Source organism: Pseudomonas sp. BP6 (assembly GCF_017875935.1).
GTDB classification, from domain to species: Bacteria; Pseudomonadota; Gammaproteobacteria; order Pseudomonadales; family Pseudomonadaceae; genus Aquipseudomonas; species Aquipseudomonas putida_Y.
This window is the reverse complement of sequence record NZ_JAGINI010000001.1, coordinates 5000927-5018756: the sequence shown is the minus strand read 5'-3', so window position 1 is coordinate 5018756 and position 17830 is coordinate 5000927. Positions and strand designations below refer to the sequence as shown.

At 61.7% G+C, this 17830-nt stretch carries 13 protein-coding genes and 5 pseudogenes; 15 read left to right on the top strand and 3 right to left on the bottom strand.

Features of this window, described 5'->3' with window-relative positions:
* The first annotated feature begins 5 nt into the window (after positions 1-5).
* Positions 6-776: an electron transfer flavoprotein subunit beta gene (locus J3A98_RS22830; protein ID WP_003255694.1), complete on the top strand. Its 771-nt coding sequence runs from the start codon at positions 6-8 to the stop codon at positions 774-776.
* 646 nt (positions 777-1422) lie between these two features.
* Positions 1423-2199 (top strand): RHS repeat-associated core domain-containing protein, encoded by a 777-nt coding sequence (locus tag J3A98_RS27215; protein WP_209968648.1) that lies wholly within the window; start codon positions 1423-1425, stop codon positions 2197-2199.
* A 62-nt stretch (positions 2200-2261) separates the two neighbouring features.
* On the opposite strand, the gene gbcA is transcribed toward J3A98_RS27215, so the two are convergent.
* Positions 2262-3554 (bottom strand): glycine-betaine demethylase subunit GbcA, encoded by a 1293-nt coding sequence (gene gbcA / locus J3A98_RS22820; protein WP_021782651.1) that lies wholly within the window; start codon positions 3552-3554, stop codon positions 2262-2264.
* Positions 3555-3849: 295 nt separating this feature from the next.
* Between gbcA and gbcB the strand changes: the two genes are divergently transcribed.
* Complete coding sequence (gbcB, locus tag J3A98_RS22815; protein ID WP_209968644.1) at positions 3850-4950, top strand: hybrid-cluster NAD(P)-dependent oxidoreductase; 1101 nt, start codon at positions 3850-3852, stop codon at positions 4948-4950.
* A gap of 108 nt (positions 4951-5058) precedes the next feature.
* Here the strand turns inward: gbcB and J3A98_RS22810 are convergent, their stop codons facing one another.
* Complete coding sequence (locus J3A98_RS22810) at positions 5059-6684, bottom strand: methyl-accepting chemotaxis protein (protein WP_176683565.1); 1626 nt, start codon at positions 6682-6684, stop codon at positions 5059-5061.
* 266 nt (positions 6685-6950) lie between these two features.
* On the opposite strand from J3A98_RS22810, the gene J3A98_RS22805 reads away from it, so the two are divergent.
* The 8 genes and pseudogenes from J3A98_RS22805 (at position 6951) to mcpH (ending at position 10458) form a co-directional block, all read left to right on the top strand.
* Positions 6951-7181, top strand: coding sequence for a hypothetical protein (locus J3A98_RS22805; RefSeq protein ID WP_003255686.1), 231 nt, complete (start codon positions 6951-6953; stop codon positions 7179-7181).
* The gene (locus J3A98_RS22800) at positions 7178-7480 is read left to right on the top strand and encodes a cell division protein ZapA (protein WP_003255684.1); all 303 of its coding nucleotides are present in this window, start codon (positions 7178-7180) and stop codon (positions 7478-7480) included. The genes J3A98_RS22805 and J3A98_RS22800 overlap by 4 nt, the downstream gene beginning before the upstream one ends.
* A 91-nt stretch (positions 7481-7571) precedes the next feature.
* Positions 7572-7652, top strand: a pseudogene (locus J3A98_RS22795) (cell division protein ZapA); the annotation flags it as partial.
* 91 nt (positions 7653-7743) lie between these two features.
* Positions 7744-7824 (top strand): annotated as a pseudogene (locus tag J3A98_RS22790) (cell division protein ZapA); the annotation flags it as partial.
* A gap of 91 nt (positions 7825-7915) precedes the next feature.
* Positions 7916-7996 (top strand): annotated as a pseudogene (locus tag J3A98_RS22785) (cell division protein ZapA); the annotation flags it as partial.
* Between the two features lie 91 nt (positions 7997-8087).
* Positions 8088-8168 (top strand): annotated as a pseudogene (locus tag J3A98_RS22780) (cell division protein ZapA); the annotation flags it as partial.
* A 91-nt stretch (positions 8169-8259) separates the two neighbouring features.
* A pseudogene (locus tag J3A98_RS22775) lies at positions 8260-8340 on the top strand (cell division protein ZapA); the annotation flags it as partial.
* Between the two features lie 180 nt (positions 8341-8520).
* Positions 8521-10458, top strand: a complete 1938-nt coding sequence (mcpH, locus tag J3A98_RS22770) for a methyl-accepting chemotaxis protein McpH (RefSeq protein WP_209968641.1) — start codon at positions 8521-8523, stop codon at positions 10456-10458.
* A 34-nt stretch (positions 10459-10492) separates the two neighbouring features.
* On the opposite strand, the gene J3A98_RS22765 is transcribed toward mcpH, so the two are convergent.
* Positions 10493-11533 (bottom strand): low specificity L-threonine aldolase, encoded by a 1041-nt coding sequence (locus J3A98_RS22765; RefSeq protein ID WP_176683563.1) that lies wholly within the window; start codon positions 11531-11533, stop codon positions 10493-10495.
* 324 nt (positions 11534-11857) lie between these two features.
* Between J3A98_RS22765 and J3A98_RS22760 the strand changes: the two genes are divergently transcribed.
* Genes J3A98_RS22760 through J3A98_RS22745 form a run of 4 tightly spaced genes read left to right on the top strand, consistent with a single transcriptional unit; the run spans position 11858 to position 17738 of the window.
* Complete coding sequence (locus tag J3A98_RS22760; protein ID WP_021782655.1) at positions 11858-13111, top strand: serine hydroxymethyltransferase; 1254 nt, start codon at positions 11858-11860, stop codon at positions 13109-13111.
* Between the two features lie 15 nt (positions 13112-13126).
* Positions 13127-14377, top strand: a complete 1251-nt coding sequence (locus J3A98_RS22755; RefSeq protein ID WP_003255680.1) for a sarcosine oxidase subunit beta family protein — start codon at positions 13127-13129, stop codon at positions 14375-14377.
* A gap of 14 nt (positions 14378-14391) precedes the next feature.
* Positions 14392-14727 (top strand): sarcosine oxidase subunit delta, encoded by a 336-nt coding sequence (locus J3A98_RS22750; protein ID WP_103443359.1) that lies wholly within the window; start codon positions 14392-14394, stop codon positions 14725-14727.
* On the top strand, positions 14724-17738 hold the full coding sequence (locus tag J3A98_RS22745; RefSeq protein WP_209968638.1) for a sarcosine oxidase subunit alpha: 3015 nt from the start codon (positions 14724-14726) through the stop codon (positions 17736-17738). The genes J3A98_RS22750 and J3A98_RS22745 overlap by 4 nt, the downstream gene beginning before the upstream one ends.
* Positions 17739-17830 lie beyond the last annotated feature (92 nt).

Sequence of the window (17830 nt, the reverse complement as noted above, 5' to 3'; positions counted from 1 at the left end):
CGAGCATGAGTACGAAAGTGATCAGCCTGGTTTCCATTGGTGCCCACCCCAGCTCCGGCCGCGCCCGCCGCGCCGAGCAGGATGCCCGCGCCGTGGAGCTGGGTTTGCAGCTGGCTGGGGATAACTTGCAGGTGGTGCATGCTGGCGATCCACAGGAAGAGGCCTTGCGCGCTTACCTGGGCATGGGCCTGGACCACCTCGACGTGCTGGAGCAACCGGCCGGGGCCGATGTGCTGGGCGTGCTGGGCGATTATCTGCGCGACGCCGGAGCCCAACTGGTGCTGACCGGCAGCCAGGCCGAGACTGGCGAGGGTTCGGGCATGTTGCCGTTCCTGCTGGCCGAAAAGCTCGGCTGGCCGCTGATTGTCGGGTTGGCTGAGGTGGAGTCGATCGACAACGGCACCGCGCAGGTGTTGCAGGCTTTGCCGCGTGGTCAGCGGCGTCGCTTGAAGGTGCGTTTGCCATTGCTGGCGACTGTGGATAACGCGGCGCCCAAGCCGCGCCAGAGCGCTTTTGGGCCTGCGCGCCGGGGGGTATTGGCGGCGCGTAATGTGGCCATTGTCGAAGATGAGCTGTTGGCTGAAGCCGAGTTGCAACCGGCCCGTCCAAGGCCCAAGCGCTTGAAGGTGATCAAGGCCAAGAGTGGCGCCGACCGGATGAAGGCCGCAACGGCCAAGGCCAGCGGCGGTGGGGGTAAGGTGTTGAAGGACGTTTCGCCACAGGAAGGCGCCGAAGCCATCCTCAAGCTGTTGGTGGAAGAGGGCGTGCTGCGCTAAAGGCTCATGCACTCCCCGGCAAGGCGTTCTCCTGGAGCAACGCTAAATTACTGATTTTCCAGTGACCGAGTGCGGGCGGGCATGCCCCGCCAACACCGGCGCAGCCGGTGCCAGGCACTGGGTCTCCTGCTCCACGGGACAAGCCCGCTTCCACAAGGGCGTCCCGATCTGCCAGACGCACATTCTATCTGTGCATAAGTCCCTGCCGGACCCATCACACTGCTCGTCAGGCACGGATATGCATGCCTCCAGCTCGTATTGCCCACAATCGCTGTTAGCTGCTCTGTGGATAATCTGTTGGGCACTAGCTGGAGTACGCGTAGGGCGTGGCTTGCGAAGAAATGATTAAAAAACGATCAAGGTGGGTCAGAAGTCTCGAATTCTTGATTATCAGAGCTTTGAACCGCTTATCCACAGAACTACAGTTGTCGGCTCCGTGTTTTGCTCACAAAGTCTGTTAGTGTCTCTGTGGACAAGTTGTACGGAGTGCACTGTAGCCCTTTAAAAACAAGGGCTCCGTTGTTTTGATCAAAAATTGATCATCTGCTTGAATCCGATTGATACCTGTGGGCACTGACAGAATTGCCAGTGTTTGAGTACGCGGCGGCTGGATATCCTCCATAGAACCATTCCAGGAGTTATCCACATGACCCTCATGCCTGCAGTTGTCAACGGATACTCACCCTATGGCTATCGAACGCATCGCGGAGCTTGTGTACTTGCGTTCAACGGCGAGCGGCGAGACCCGTTCACGGGTTGCTATCACTTGGGTAACGGTTATCGTGCCTACAATCCGGCATTGATGCGGTTTCAAGCCCAAGACTCCTTCAGTCCTTTTGGGGCAGGGGGGTTGAACGGTTATGCATATTGCGCTGGCGATCCGGTTAACCGAGTCGATCCCAGTGGCCATAGTTTTGATGTTGGGGGCTTGCTGCTGCGTGGTTTAGGTATGCTGTCGAACGGAGCGACGATTGCTTATAACTTTCTCGGACCTACGCCTGAAACCTGGATAGGCCTTAATGCCACACGAGTGAGCACCTTCGGTTCCATACTGAGCTTAGGAAGCTCCGCGGCATTGTACGCAGGGGTGCCGAGCGCTATTTTTGGCGCGAACGTGGGTACGGCAATCAGTGCTGCAGCAACGCTCACGCGAGCGATCAACGCAGCGATTGGGCCGGGGAGCCGCCCATTGAATCAGATCAAGACGAATTGGAATTTGATGACGGGAGGCTTACCCGAGGCGCCAATGCCGCACGAGTTCGTGCTGGAAGTTGTCACTCCAACTGGTAGGCCACCCGTGACCCCTTCGAATCAGAATGTCGTGTATGACATCAATGAAAGAATACGGCAGCGGAGAATTGCTGGTGCTTCGCCGCCTTCACAAGCGTTGGATATACGGCGACCGCGTAGTCAGTCAAAGTGAGCCGATTGCTATGAGGTTACGCCCTGCCGCAAAGTGCATCTTTTGCGGCAGGGCTTTTTTGTTTACTGAGCCTGCACTTCTTTCAGGTAGGCCGCCGGCTCTGCTCCCAGGTTGTTGAGCATCCGCCCGCTGTACCAGTCAATGAAGTTCACCACACCAAACTCGTAAGTCTTCGAATACGGGCCGGGTTGGTACGCGGTGGAGTTGATCCCACGCTGGTTCTCTTCCGCCAGACGACGGTCCTGGTCGTTGGTGGCGTCCCACACCTTGCGCATGTTCTCGGGGTTGTAGTCCACGCCTTCCACAGCATCCTTGTGCACCAGCCACTTGGTGGTGACCATGGTTTCCTGCGCACTGATCGGCCACACGGTGAACACGATCATGTGGTCGCCCATGCAGTGGTTCCACGAGTGCGGCAGGTGCAGGATGCGCATCGAGCCAAGGTCCGGGTTCTTGATGCGACCCATCAGCTTCTGGCAGGCCTGCTTGCCGTCCATGGTCATCGACACAGTGCCCTTGAGCAGCGGCATGCGCACGATACGGTTACGCAGGCCGTGGCTCTTGTGCAGGTAAGGGATCTTCTCGGCTTCCCAGGCTGCAGCGGAGGCGGCCACGTGGTCCTTGAATTCCTGGCTGGCGCGCGGGTCGTTGGTGTCGTCCCACTCCAGCAGGGTTTGCAGCAGTTCCGGGTGCGAACCGTTGCAGTGGTAGCACTCGCGGTTGTTTTCCAGCACCAGCTTCCAGTTTGCCTTTTCCATCAAGGTGGTTTGCACCGCCACCTTGGTGTTCTCCATGTCGTACGGTTCCATGTAATGGTCCAGCGTGGCCAGGAACTCGTCGATGGCAGGCGGGTTTTCCGCCAGGCTGATGAAGATGTAGCCGCCGGCAACCTTCACGTTCACGGGCTTGAGGCCATACTGGTTCATATCGAAGTCAGCACCCATCTCGGTGCCGGCGAACAGCAGGCGGCCGTCCAGCTCGTAAGTCCACTGGTGATATGGGCACACCAGTTTGGCCACCTTGCCTTTCTCGCTGACGCACAGGCGCGAACCGCGGTGGCGGCAGACGTTGTGGAACGCATGTACCTTGCCTTCGGCACCGCGCACTACAATGATCGGGTTCTTGCCGATCTGCAGGGTGATGTAGTTGCCCTTGGCCGGGATCTCGCAGGTCATGCCGGCGATCAACCATTCTTTATGGAAGATTTCCTGCATGTCGATCTGGAACAGACGCTCGTCGGTGTAGAAAGGCTGGGGTAGCGAGTAGGTGCGCTCGCGGGTCTGCAACATCTCGGCGGTGGCCTTGCGTGCAGGTTCAAGTGGATCGCCCAGGCTCAGGGTTGCGGTGACGTCCATCGTGTATTCCTCGGGGCCGTATGCGGCCGGCAAAAGGTGGCTAATCGTTGTTGTGGTGCCGCAAGGCTGTTTCAGACAAAACAGCGAGTTCTTTTGCCGTGGAGTGTGCGTCCGAAGACGCCGCGAACCGTATCCACGGGCGACATGGCCGATTTGAATAACGACGCGCCAGCCCTTGTGCCACGGGGCTGGTCGCGATAAGCACGTCGATGTCGCAGGCAGGAATGTACGTCGTCTTCAGCTTGCGCATTATCGCAGCCATGAAAAGGGCCATAGTCGGCCGCTGGAGATGAACATGTCCGATACCTTCCTCAATCCGGTCACTACCCAGACCTGGGCCAACGGCCGCCACATCGTGCGCTGCGTCAAGGTCATCCAGGAGACCTGGGACGTGCGCACCTTCTGCTTCATGGCCGACCAGCCGATCATGTTCTTCTTCAAGCCGGGGCAGTTCGTCACCCTGGAGCTGGAGATCGAAGGCAAGCCCGTGATGCGGTCCTACACCATCTCCAGTTCGCCGTCAGTGCCCTACAGCTTCTCGATCACCGTCAAGCGTGTGCCGGGCGGCCTGGTCTCCAACTTCCTGCACGACACCATGTACGAAGGCCTCGAGCTGCCGGTGCACGGCCCTGTGGGCCTGTTCAACGCCATCGACTTCCCGTCGAGCAAGGTGCTGTACCTGTCGGGCGGTGTGGGTATTACCCCGGTGATGTCGATGGCGCGCTGGTTCTACGACACCAACGCCAATGTCGACATGGTGTTCGTGCACAGCGCCCGTTCGCCGAAGGACATCATCTACCACCGCGAGCTGGAGCAGATGGCTTCGCGCATCCCCAACTTCAGCCTGCACATCATTTGCGAAAAGCATGGCCTGGGCGAGCCGTGGGCGGGGTACCGCGGTTACCTGAACCAGCGGCTGATGGAGCTGATCGCGCCGGACTACATGGAGCGCGTGGTGTTCTGCTGCGGCCCGACGCCGTACATGACAGCGGTCAAGCGCCTGCTCGAAGCGGTCGGCTTCGACATGGCGAATTACCATGAGGAATCGTTCGGCGCGACGCCGGCAGAAGCCAAGGCCGATGCCGTGGAGCACGCCGAGCAGGCGGCCGATGCACCGGAACTGGACGTGTCCGACCTCAATCTGGTGGAGTTCATCGGCAGCGAGAAGAGCATCCGCATCGCCCCGGGCGAGACCGTGCATGCGGCGGCAGCCAAGGTTGGCCTGATGATCCCGAAAGCCTGCGGCATGGGTATCTGCGGCACCTGCAAGGTGCTCAAGCTGGGCGGCGAGGTGGAGATGGAGCACAACGGCGGCATCACCGAAGAGGACGAAGCCGAGGGTTACATCCTGTCGTGCTGCAGCGTGCCGAAAGGGGATGTGCGGATCGATTACTGATCCAGTGGCCAGTCTGGATTCTTCGCGGGCACGCCCGCTCCCACAGGGTCATCGCTATCTTCAGGACTGCGGTGAACCTTGCGGGAGCGGGCGTGCCCGCGAATGCTTCTAGGTGCGGAACCGGGCTACCAGGCCATTGAGGTCTACCGCCAGGCGCGACAGCTCGGCACTCGCCGCGCTGGTCTGATGCGCCCCAGTAGCGCTCTGCACCGACAGGTCGTTGATGTTCACCAGGTTGCGGTCCACTTCCCGCGCTACCTGAGCCTGCTCTTCCGCCGCACTGGCAATCACCAGGTTGCGCTCGTTGATCTGCGCCACCGCGCCGGCGATGGTGTCCAGTGCCATGCCCGCGCCACGGGCGATGTTCAATGTCGACTCGGCACGCTCGGTGCTGGTGCGCATCGATTCTACCGCCTCTTCCGTGCCGCCTTGGATGCTGCCGATCATGCGCTCGATTTCGCTGGTCGACTGTTGGGTACGGTGAGCCAGTGCCCGCACCTCATCCGCCACCACGGCAAAACCACGGCCCGCTTCACCGGCGCGCGCCGCTTCGATGGCTGCGTTGAGCGCCAGCAGGTTGGTCTGGTCGGCCAGGCCACGGATCACGTCGAGCACCTTGCCAATGTCGCGCGACTGCTCGGCCAGGTGGGTGATCAGCTTGGCGGTAGCTTGCACATCACCGCTCATGCGCTCGATTGCACCCACGGTTTCCATCACCAGGTCACGACCATCACCGGTGGAGCGGCTGGCTTCACTGGACGCTTCTGAGGTGCTCACGGCATTGCGCGCCACTTCTTCCACTGCGCTGGTCATTTCGGTGACTGCAGTGGCGGCCTGTTCAATCTCATTGTTCTGCTGCTGCAGGCCACGGGCACTTTCGTCGGTGACGGAATTCAACTCTTCTGCTGCCGAGGCCAGCTGGGTGGCGGAGCCGGCGATCTGCTGCAAGGTGTCGCGCAGCTTGTCCTGCATGCGCGCCATGGCGCGCAACAACCGGGCGGCTTCGTCGGTGCCCTCTGCGCGGATGACGTGGGTCAGGTCGCCGTCGGCGACTTGTTCGGCGCTTTTGAGCGCTTCTTCGATCGGTTTGACGATGCTGCGGGTCAGCAGGAAGGCGCAGGCGAAGGTCAGTACGGTGGCGGCAACCAGCAGGCCGATCACCAGGGCGAAAGCGCTGGCATACTGGCTGGCGGCTTTCTCGTTGGTGGCGCGAGTCTGATCAGTGTTGATGCGTACCAAGGTGTCCATGACCTTGTTGATCTGCTCGGAGTTGGCCAGCAGGTCGCGGTTGAGCAGGTCCTGCAGTTCATCCAGGCGGTCGGCCTGGCTCAGTGTGCGCATGCGTGATTCCAGTTGGCGGTACTGGTTGAGCAACTGACCGTACTGGTCGAATGCTGCCTGTTCGTCGGCGGCGATGATCATTGGCAGGTAGGCCTGGCGTGCCCGGTCGATCTGGCTGTTGCGCTGGTCCAGAAGATTGAGGGTATCGCGTTGGGTTGCCGGCTCGCGGTTGAGCAGCAGGCGATAGGAAAGCGTGCGCATGCGCAGGTTCAGCGCGGTGAGTTCGTCGAGGATCTTGATGCTGGGCACGCTGACTTGCTCGATGGCAACGCCCGCCTGGCGGATGTTGCCCATCTGCACCAGGGAGAAGATACCAAGGCCGAGCATCAGCAGGCCGATGAGCGCGAAGCCGAGAAGCGCGCGCGGGGCGATATTCATGTTGCGTAGGGACATGGAGAGGAGGATCCAGGCAAGTGGGAAAAGAGCGACAAAACATGACTTGCCGGGCTATCGGTCGTGACTGGCCAGTCTTGAATGCGTTCGGGGAAAATTGTGCAACCGCTGGCCTTTTCCTGACCGGCGGTTGATCCAGGTCGGAACAAGGGGTCGATTACCCTGTCAATCTGCGGGTCAGACACCTTATGAATCCGATATTTAATGGCGATAGGGCGCACTTTTCTTTATCGTGTGTGCCCCTCGCAACAACCTGAGATAGACCCATGCTGGAAGCTTCCCTGAATCAAATCGAGCAACTGGTCAGCGACCTGATGCAGAAAAACGCTCAACTCATCGAGCAGAACACCGCCCTTGGCCAGGAACTGGCCCAGGCCAAGGAAGAGAACGAAACCCTGCAGCTGTCGCTGATGGAGCAGGAAGAGAAGAACGGCGCTACCGCAGCACGCATCCAGGCCCTGGTCGAGCGCGCCAGCGCGGGCGTTGTTGGCGCATGAGACTGCAGGAGCAGCCGATCAATGTCGTGTCGATTCTCGGCATCGACTATTCGATCAAGGCGCCCGAAGGCCAGGAAGAAACCCTGGCCCAGGCGGTACGGATGCTCAACAAAGCCCTTAACGAGACCAAGCGTCAGTACCCGACCTTGATCGGTGACAAACTGCTGGTGCTGGCTGCCCTTAACCTGTGCTCCAAACAGGTCGAACTGCAGAAAGAGCATCAGCAGACCCTTGCGCGTACTCAAGCGCAGATCGATGCCACAGTGGATGCCATCGTGCGTACCATCGCTGAGCAATAAGGCCGTACACCGTCCCCCGTAGGAGCGGGTTCACCCGCGAATGCGTCAGTGGCTTCAACATCGCATTCGCGGGTAAACCCGCTCCTACAGGCATCAGCAGACCCTTGCGCGTACTCAAGCGCAGATCGATGCCACAGTGGATGCCATCGTGCGTACCATCGCTGAGCAATAAGGCCGTACATCGTCCCCCGTAGGAGCGGGTTCACCCGCGAATGCGTCAGTGGCTTCAACATCGCATTCGCGGGTAAACCCGCTCCTACAGGCATCAGCAGACCCTTGCGCGTACTCAAGCGCAGATCGACGCCACAGTGGATGCCATCGTGCGTACCATCGCTGAGCAATAAGGCCGTACACCGTCCCCCGTAGGAGCGGGTTCACCCGCGAATGCGTCAGTGGCTTCAACATCGCATTCGCGGGTAAACCCGCTCCTACAGGCATCAGCAGACCCTTGCGCGTACTCAAGCGCAGATCGATGCCACAGTGGATGCCATCGTGCGGACCATTGCTGAGCAATAAGGCCGTACACCGTCCCCCGTAGGAGCGGGTTCACCCGCGAATGCGTCAGTGGCTTCAACATCGCATTCGCGGGTAAACCCGCTCCTACAGGCATCAGCAGACCCTTGCGCGTACTCAAGCGCAGATCGATGCCACAGTGGATGCCATCGTGCGGACCATTGCTGAGCAATAAGGCCGTACACCGTCCCCCGTAGGAGCGGGTTCACCCGCGAATGCGTCAGTGGCTTCAACATCGCATTCGCGGGTAAACCCGCTCCTACAGGCATCAGCAGACCCTTGCGCGTACTCAAGCGCAGATCGATGCCACAGTGGATGCCATCGTGCGTACCATCGCTGAGCAATAAGGCCGTACACCGTCCCCCGTAGGAGCGGGTTCACCCGCGAATGCGTCAGTGGCTTCAACACCGCATTCGCGGGTGAACCCGCTCCTACAGGGGGCATCTGATTGCTTCAGATCACTGGATTAACTGGATACGCAAGTGTATACAATTTTCGCAGAACAATAATGTGCGGGGGGTAGGAGCATGCGTATCTGGCGTAAGAGCATTCAGTGGCAATTGATCACCAGCATGGGCGCTGCCTTGCTGGCGAGCATCTTGGTTGTAGTCATTATCTTCACCGTGGCGCTCAACCGCCTCACCGACCGCTACCTGGTCGACACTGCCCTGCCTGCCAGCATCGAAGCCATCCGCAACGACATCGAGCGCATGCTGGGCCAGCCGCTGGTCGCTGCAGCGGACGTTGCCGGTAACACCCTGCTGCGCGACTGGCTTGCTGCCGGTGAAGATCCCGCGCAGGCACCCCAATTCATCGAATACCTGGCCGCCGCCAAGCAGCGCAATCAGGCCTTCACTGCGCTGTTCGCCTCGACCGAAACCGGCCACTACTACAACGAGAACGGCCTGGACCGTACCCTCAGCCGCAGCAACCCCAAGGACAAGTGGTTTTACGGTTATATCGACAGCGGCGCCGAGCGGTTCATCAACATAGACATCGATGGTGCCACCGGCGAGCTGGCACTGTTCATCGATTATCGTGTGGAAAAGGAAGGCAAGCTGGTGGGTGTGGCCGGCATGGGCCTGCGCATGACCGAGTTATCGAAGCTGATTCACGACTTCAGCTTTGGCGAGCACGGCAAAGTGTTTCTGGTACGCAACGATGGTTTGATCCAGGTGCATCCCGATGCTGCCTTCAGTGGCAAGCGTCAGCTTGCCGAGCAGCTTGGCGCGGACGCAGCCAAAGGCGTCATGACCGGAGGCGGGAGCCTGCGTAGCAGCCGCTTCAGCCGTGACGGTGAGCGCTACCTGGCGCTGGGCCTGCCGCTGCGCGACCTCAACTGGACCCTTGTGGCTGAAGTGCCAGAGTCGGAAATTTACGCGCAAATGCATCAGGCCGTCTGGCTGACCAGCCTGATCGGTGGCGCCGTAGCGTTGGTGTCACTGCTGTTGGTGGTACTGCTGGCGCGAGGCCTGGTGCGGCCGATCCGCCGCGTTACCGCCGCATTGGTTCAGATTGGCGGTGGAGCGGGTGATCTCAGCCACCGCCTGGACGATTCGCGCCAGGATGAACTGGGTGACCTGGCCCGTGGTTTCAACCGCTTCCTGGACAGCCAGCGCAGCCTGATCGGCGAGGTGCTGAGTACCTCCGAGCGGCTGCGGCGGGCCGTGGAGCAGGTAACCCAGGTGGTGGACAACACCGCCGAGCGCTCCGGGCGCCAGCAAGAGATGACCGAAATGGTCGCCACTGCTGTACACGAGATGGGCCTGACCGTGCAGGACATTGCCCGCAATGCCGGCGATGCGGCCCAGGCGTCGCAGTCGGCACGAGACGAGGCGTTGCAGGCCCGCGAGGTGGTGCAACGATCCATTCGTGGCATCGAGGGGATGTCGGGCGACATCGGCAAAGCGGCCGATGCGGTCAGCCAACTGGCCGACGAAGTCGCCTCGGTCGATGAAGTGCTCGCGGTAATCCGCAGCATTTCCGAGCAGACCAACCTGCTCGCGCTGAACGCTGCGATCGAGGCCGCGCGGGCAGGGGAGATGGGGCGCGGGTTCGCTGTGGTGGCCGATGAAGTTCGTACGCTGGCCAGGCGCACACAACTGTCCACCGATGAAGTGCAGCAGATGATCCAGCGGCTGAAGTTGGGTGCAGGTTCGGCGGTGAGTTCAATGCAGGCAGGGCAGCAGGCAACCGGCAGTGGTGTGGAGTCGAGCCAGCGCACCGGGGCATCGCTGAGCGCGATTACCGACCAGGTAGAGCACATCAGTGACATGAACCATCAGGTGGCCACGGCTACCGAGGAGCAGTCGGCGGTGACCGAGGAAATCAACCGGACAGTGCAGGGGATTTCCGATTTGGCGCGTGAGACGGCGGCTGAGGTGCAAGGGTGCCGCGAGGAGTGCCAGGCGTTGCGTGGGTTGGCTGATGACCTGGCGCGGCAGATGGGTGGGTTCAGGCTCTAGATCGCCGGGGCCGCAAGACGGCCCCGGCACTTGCTCAGCCACCAATGATCGTGCGGATATCCGCGGCCAGCTCACGCACCCGCGCTTCTTCGGTATCCCACGAGCACATGAAGCGCGCGCCACCGTTGCCGATAAAGGTATAGAAGCGCCAGCCCTTGCCCCGCAGCGCCTCGATGGCGTGCTCCGGCATCTGCAGGAACACCCCGTTGGCCTCAACCGGGAACATCAGCTCTACTCCCGGCAGGTCACTGACCAACGATGCCAGCAGCTGCGCGCAATGATTGGCGTGGTTGCCATGGCGTAACCAGGCGCCATCTTCCAGCAGCCCGACCCAGGGCGCCGACAAGAAGCGCATTTTCGACGCCAGTTGCCCTGCCTGCTTGCAGCGATAATCGAAGTCTTCGGCCAGTTGGCGGTTGAAGAACAGAATTGCCTCGCCTACCGCCATGCCGTTCTTGGTGCCGCCAAAGCACAGCACATCCACGCCGGCCTTCCAGGTCAGTTCGGCCGGGCTGCAGCCCAGGAATGCGCAGGCATTGGTAAAGCGTGCGCCGTCCATGTGCAGGTTCAGGCCCAGCTCCTTGCAGGTGGCGCTGATCGCCTTCAGCTCGTCGGGGCGGTACACCGTGCCTACTTCGGTAGCCTGGGTAATGGTCACCACGCGCGGCTTGGGGTAGTGGATATCCTGGCGTTTGAGCGCCACTTCGCGGATCGACTGTGGCGTCAGCTTGCCGTTGACGCTGGCCGCCGTCAGCAGCTTGGAGCCGTTGGAGAAAAACTCCGGTGCACCGCATTCGTCGGTTTCGACGTGGGCGGTCTCGGAGCAGATCACGCTGTGGTAGCTCTGGCACAGAGACGCCAGGGCCAGGGAGTTGGCCGCGGTGCCGTTGAAGGCGAAGAACACTTCGCAGTCGGTTTCGAACAGATTGCGGAAGTACTCCGATGCACGCTCGGTCCACTGGTCGTCGCCGTAGGCGCGGTCGTGGCCGCGGTTGGCTTTTTCCATCGCCGCCCAGGCTTCGGGGCAGATACCGGAATAGTTGTCGCTGGCGAATTGTTGGCTCTTGTCTGTCATGGCACGGTCCTGTGAACGACGCAGAACAGCACTCTAAACCATCGATTCAGCACTTGCCTATACAACCCGTGCAGCGATTTCTGTTCATTACTGTGCCGGCCTCTTCGCGGGCGCGCCCGCTCCCACAATGGTCCTGCACACGCCAATCACTGTGGGAGCGGGCGCGCCCGCGAAGGGGCCCGCATGGGCGGCACAAAGAGAATGTCGTAAACGCGCCATTGCAAGGCGTGCGCAGGCATCTGACCCGACCCCGCCAGTCATAACATCGCCACAAAGGGCCACAGTGCCCCACGACAAAAAACGATCGCTGCCGGGAGATACACAATGTTCAGCAAGCAAGACCAGATCCAGGGTTACGACGATGCACTGCTGGCGGCGATGAATGCCGAAGAACAGCGCCAGGAAGATCACATCGAGCTGATCGCCTCGGAGAACTACACCAGCAAGCGCGTCATGCAGGCCCAAGGCAGCGGCCTGACCAACAAGTACGCCGAAGGCTACCCGGGCAAGCGTTACTACGGTGGCTGCGAGCACGTAGACAAGGTAGAAGCCCTGGCCATCGAGCGCGCCAAGCAGCTGTTCGGTGCCGACTACGCAAACGTCCAGCCGCACTCCGGCTCGTCGGCCAACGGCGCGGTCTACCTGGCCCTGCTGCAAGCCGGTGACACCATCCTGGGCATGAGCCTGGCCCACGGTGGCCACCTGACCCACGGCGCCAAAGTGTCGTCCTCGGGCAAGCTGTACAACGCTGTCCAGTACGGTATCGACACCAACACCGGCCTGATCGACTATGATGAAGTCGAGCGCCTGGCGGTCGAGCACAAGCCGAAAATGATCGTTGCCGGTTTCTCGGCCTACTCCAAGACCCTCGACTTCCCACGCTTCCGCGCCATCGCCGACAAAGTGGGCGCACTGCTGTTCGTCGACATGGCCCACGTTGCCGGCCTGGTTGCCGCTGGTCTGTACCCGAACCCGATCCCGTTCGCCGATGTGGTCACCACCACCACCCACAAGACCCTGCGCGGTCCGCGTGGCGGCCTGATTCTGGCCAAGTCGAACGAAGAGATCGAGAAAAAGCTGAACGCCGCTGTATTCCCGGGCGCCCAGGGTGGCCCGCTGATGCACGTGATCGCTGCCAAGGCGGTGTGCTTCAAGGAAGCGCTGGAGCCTGAATTCAAGGCCTACCAGCAGCAAGTGATCGAAAACGCCCAGGCCATGGCCAAGGTGTTCATCGACCGTGGCTACGATGTGGTTTCCGGTGGTACCGACAACCACCTGTTCCTGGTCAGCCTGATCCGTCAGGGCCTGACTGGCAAAGACGCCGACGCCGCCCTGGGTCGTGCGCATATCACCGTCAACAAGAACGCCGTGCCGAACGACCCGCAGTCGCCGTTCGTCACTTCGGGCCTGCGTATTGGCACCCCGGCCGTCACCACCCGCGGCTTCAAGGTCGCTCAGTGTGTGGCATTGGCTGGCTGGATTTGCGACATCCTCGACAACCTCGGTGACGCAGACGTCGAAGCCGATGTGGCGAAGAACGTCGCGGCCCTGTGCGCAGATTTCCCTGTCTACCGCTGAGTGGAGTCACACACCATGCAACGTTACTCGGGCTTCGGCCTTTTCAAGCACTCCCTCAGCCACCACGAAAACTGGCAGCGGATGTGGCGCACGCCAACCCCTAAAAAGGTTTACGACGTAGTCATCGTCGGCGGTGGCGGCCATGGCCTGGCCACGGCCTACTACCTGGCCAAAGAGCACGGCATCACCAACGTTGCCGTGATCGAGAAGGGCTACCTGGGCGGCGGCAACACCGCCCGTAACACCACCATCGTGCGTTCCAACTACCTGTGGGACGAGTCGGCGCACCTGTACGAGCACGCCATGAAGCTGTGGGAGGGCCTGTCCCAGGACCTCAACTACAACGTGATGTTCTCCCAGCGCGGTGTTTACAACCTGTGCCACACCCTGCAGGACATGCGTGACTCCGAGCGTCGGGTCAGTGCCAACCGCCTCAACGGCGTGGATGGCGAGCTGCTGAACACTGCTCAGGTTGCGGCCGAAATCCCGTACCTGGACTGCTCCAAGAACACCCGCTACCCGATCCTCGGTGCCACCGTACAGCGCCGTGGCGGCGTTGCCCGTCACGATGCCGTGGCCTGGGGCTTCGCCCGCGCTGCCGACGCCCTGGGCGTCGATCTGATCCAGCAAACCGAAGTGATCGGCTTCCGCAAGGAAAACGGCGCGGTCATCGGTGTGGAAACCAACAAGGGCTTCATCGGCGCCAAGCGCGTCGGCGTGGTCACCGCCGGTAACTCGGGGCACATGGCCAAGCTGGCCGGCTTCCGCCTGCCGCTGGAATCGCACCCGCTGCAAGCGCTGGTATCCGAACCGATCAAGCCGATCATCGACAGCGTGATCATGTCCAACGCCGTACACGGCTACATCAGCCAGTCCGACAAGGGCGACCTGGTGATCGGTGCCGGTATCGACGGCTGGGTCGGCTACGGCCAGCGCGGTTCGTACCCGGTGATCGAGCACACCCTGCAGGCCATCGTCGAGATGTTCCCCAACCTTTCGCGTGTTCGCATGAACCGCCAGTGGGGCGGCATCGTAGACACCTCGCCGGACGCTTGCCCGATCATCACCAAAACCCCGGTCAAGAACATGTTCTTCAACTGCGGTTGGGGTACTGGCGGCTTCAAGGCGACCCCCGGTTCGGGCAACGTCTTCGCCGCGAGCCTGGCCAAGGGCGAAATGCACCCACTGGCCGCGCCGTTCTCCATGGACCGTTTCTACAACGGCGCACTGATCGACGAACACGGCGCTGCCGCCGTCGCCCACTAACCGGAGACACCGTCATGTTGCATATTTTCTGTCCCCACTGCGGCGAGCTGCGCTCCGAAGAAGAGTTCCACGCCTCTGGCCAGGCGCACATCGCCCGCCCGCTGGACCCTAACGCCTGCTCCGACGAGGAGTGGGGTACCTACATGTTCTACCGTGACAACCCACGCGGTATTCACCATGAACTGTGGGACCACGTTGCCGGCTGCCGCCAGTACTTCAACGTCACCCGTGACACCGTGACCTACGAAATTCTGGAAACCTACAAGATTGGCGAGAAGCCGCAAGTGACCGCCAACGGCAAAGCCACCGGCGCAGCGTCGACCGTCAAAGGCCAAGGGGAAAAAGTATGAGCCAGACCTATCGCCTCGCCAGCGGCGGCCGTATCGACCGCAGCAAGGTCCTGAACTTCACCTTCAACGGCAAAACCTACCAAGGTTATGCCGGTGACAGCCTGGCCGCCGCGTTGCTGGCCAACGGCGTCGACATCGTCGGCCGTAGCTTCAAGTACTCGCGCCCGCGCGGCATCATCGCCGCCGGTACCGAAGAGCCGAACGCCATCCTGCAGATCGGCTCCAGCGAAGCTACCCAGATCCCCAACGTGCGCGCCACCCAGCAGGCGCTGTACGCAGGTCTTGTCGCCACCAGCACCAACGGCTGGCCGAACGTCAACAACGACGTCATGGGCATCCTCGGCAAGGTTGGCGGCAGCATGATGCCGCCGGGCTTCTACTACAAAACCTTCATGTACCCCAAATCGTTCTGGATGACTTACGAGAAGTACATCCGTAAAGCCGCCGGTCTGGGCCGTGCGCCGCTGCAGAACGACCCTGACAGCTACGACTACATGAGCCGGCACTGCGACGTGCTGATCGTCGGCGCCGGCCCTGCTGGCCTGGCTGCGGCATTGGCCGCTGCGCGCAGCGGTGCCCGCGTGATCCTGGCTGATGAGCAGGAAGAGTTCGGCGGCAGCCTGCTCGACACCCGCGAAACCCTCGACGGCAAGCCTGCCGCCGACTGGGTCAACGCCGTGGTCAAAGAGCTGGAAAGCCTGCCGGAAGTGACCCTGCTGCCACGTGCCACGGTCAACGGCTACCACGACCATAACTTCCTGACCATTCACGAGCGCCTCACCGACCACCTCGGCGATCGCGCCCCGATCGGTCAGGTTCGCCACCGCGTACACCGCGTTCGCGCCAAGCGCGTGGTACTGGCTGCCGGCGCCCACGAGCGCCCGCTGGTGTACGGCAACAACGACGTGCCGGGCAACATGCTGGCCGGTGCTGTTTCCACCTATGTTCGCCGCTATGGCGTGGCCCCGGGTCGCAAGCTGGTACTGTCGACCAACAACGACCACGCCTATCGCGCCGCGCTGGACTGGCACGACGCAGGCCTGCAAGTGGTCGCCATCGCCGACGCCCGCCACAACCCACGTGGTTCGCTGGTTGAAGAAGCGCGTGCCAAAGGCATTCGCATCCTCACCTCCAGCGCCGTGGTCGAGGCCAAAGGCTGCAAGCACGTCACTGGTGCCCGTGTGGCGGCCATCGATGTGCAGGCGCACAAAGTCACCAGCCCAGGCGAAGTCCTTGAGTGCGACCTGATCGCGTCCTCGGGCGGTTACAGCCCGATCGTGCACCTGGCTTCGCACCTGGGCGGTCGCCCGGTATGGCGTGACGATATCCTTGGCTTCGTGCCGGGCGATGCGCCGCAGAAGCGTGAGTGCGTCGGTGGTATCAACGGCGTGTATGCCTTGGGCGATGTGATTGCCGATGGCTTTGAAGGCGGCGTTCGCGCAGCCACCGAGGCTGGTTTCAAGGCCACTGTCGGCACCCTGCCAAAAACCGTGGCGCGCAAGGAAGAGGCCACTGTGGCACTGTTCCTGGTGCCGCACGATAAAGGCACCAAGGGGCCGAAGCAGTTCGTCGACCAGCAGAACGACGTGACCGCGGCCGGTATCGAACTGGCCACCCGTGAAGGCTTCGAGTCGGTCGAGCACGTCAAGCGCTACACCGCGCTGGGCTTCGGTACCGACCAGGGCAAACTGGGCAACATCAACGGCCTGGCCATCGCCGCCCGTTCGATCGGCATCACCATCCCGGAAATGGGTACCACCATGTTCCGCCCCAACTACACGCCGGTGACGTTCGGCGCGGTAGCGGGCCGTCACTGTGGTCACCTGTTCGAGCCCGTGCGCTTCACTGCCCTGCATGCCTGGCACGTGAAGAACGGCGCCGAGTTCGAAGACGTCGGCCAGTGGAAGCGCCCGTGGTACTTCCCGAAAGCCGGTGAAGACATCCATGCTGCCGTGACTCGCGAATGCAAGGCCGTGCGCGACAGCGTGGGCCTGCTGGACGCCTCGACCCTGGGCAAGATCGACATCCAGGGCCCGGACGCGCGCGAGTTCCTCAACCGCATCTACACCAACGCCTGGACCAAGCTCGACGTGGGCAAGGCCCGCTACGGCCTGATGTGCAAGGAAGACGGCATGGTCTTCGACGACGGCGTAACCGCCTGCGTCGGCGACAACCACTTCATCATGACCACCACCACCGGCGGCGCTGCCCGCGTGCTGCAGTGGATGGAGCTGTATCACCAGACCGAATGGCCAGAGCTGAAGGTGTACTTCACTTCGGTCACCGACCACTGGGCCACCATGACCCTGTCCGGCCCTAACAGCCGCAAGCTGCTGAGCGAGCTGACCGACATCGACATGGACAAGGAAGCCTTCCCGTTCATGACCTGGAAGGAAGGCAACGTCGGTGGCGTGCCGGCCCGTGTGTTCCGTATCTCGTTCACCGGCGAGCTGTCGTACGAAGTGAACGTGCAGGCCAACTACGCGATGGGCGTGCTGGAACAGATCATCGAGGCCGGCAAGAAGTACAACCTGACCCCGTACGGCACCGAAACCATGCACGTACTGCGTGCAGAGAAGGGCTTCATCATCGTGGGCCAGGACACCGATGGTTCGATGAACCCGGACGACCTGAACATGAGCTGGTGCGTTGGCCGCAACAAGCCGTTCTCGTGGATCGGCCTGCGTGGCATGAACCGCGAAGACTGCGTACGTGAGAACCGCAAGCAGCTGGTGGGCCTGAAGCCGGTCGACCCGACCAAGTGGCTGCCGGAAGGCGCCCAACTGGTGTTCGACCCGAAACAGCCAATCCCGATGGACATGGTCGGCCACGTCACCTCCAGCTATGCGTCCAACTCCCTGGGCTACTCGTTCGCCATGGGTGTGGTCAAAGGCGGCCTCAAGCGCATGGGCGAGCGTGTCTACTCGCCGCAGGCGGATGGCAGCGTGATCGAGGCGGAAATCGTGTCTTCGGTGTTCTTCGATCCGAAGGGTGAGCGGCAGAACGTCTAAGGCCCCCGGTCCAACCGGTGCCAGGCGTGGAATGAGGTCTCTGTGGGAGCGGGCGTGCCCGCGAAGAGGGCGGTGAATTCAACATCGCATTC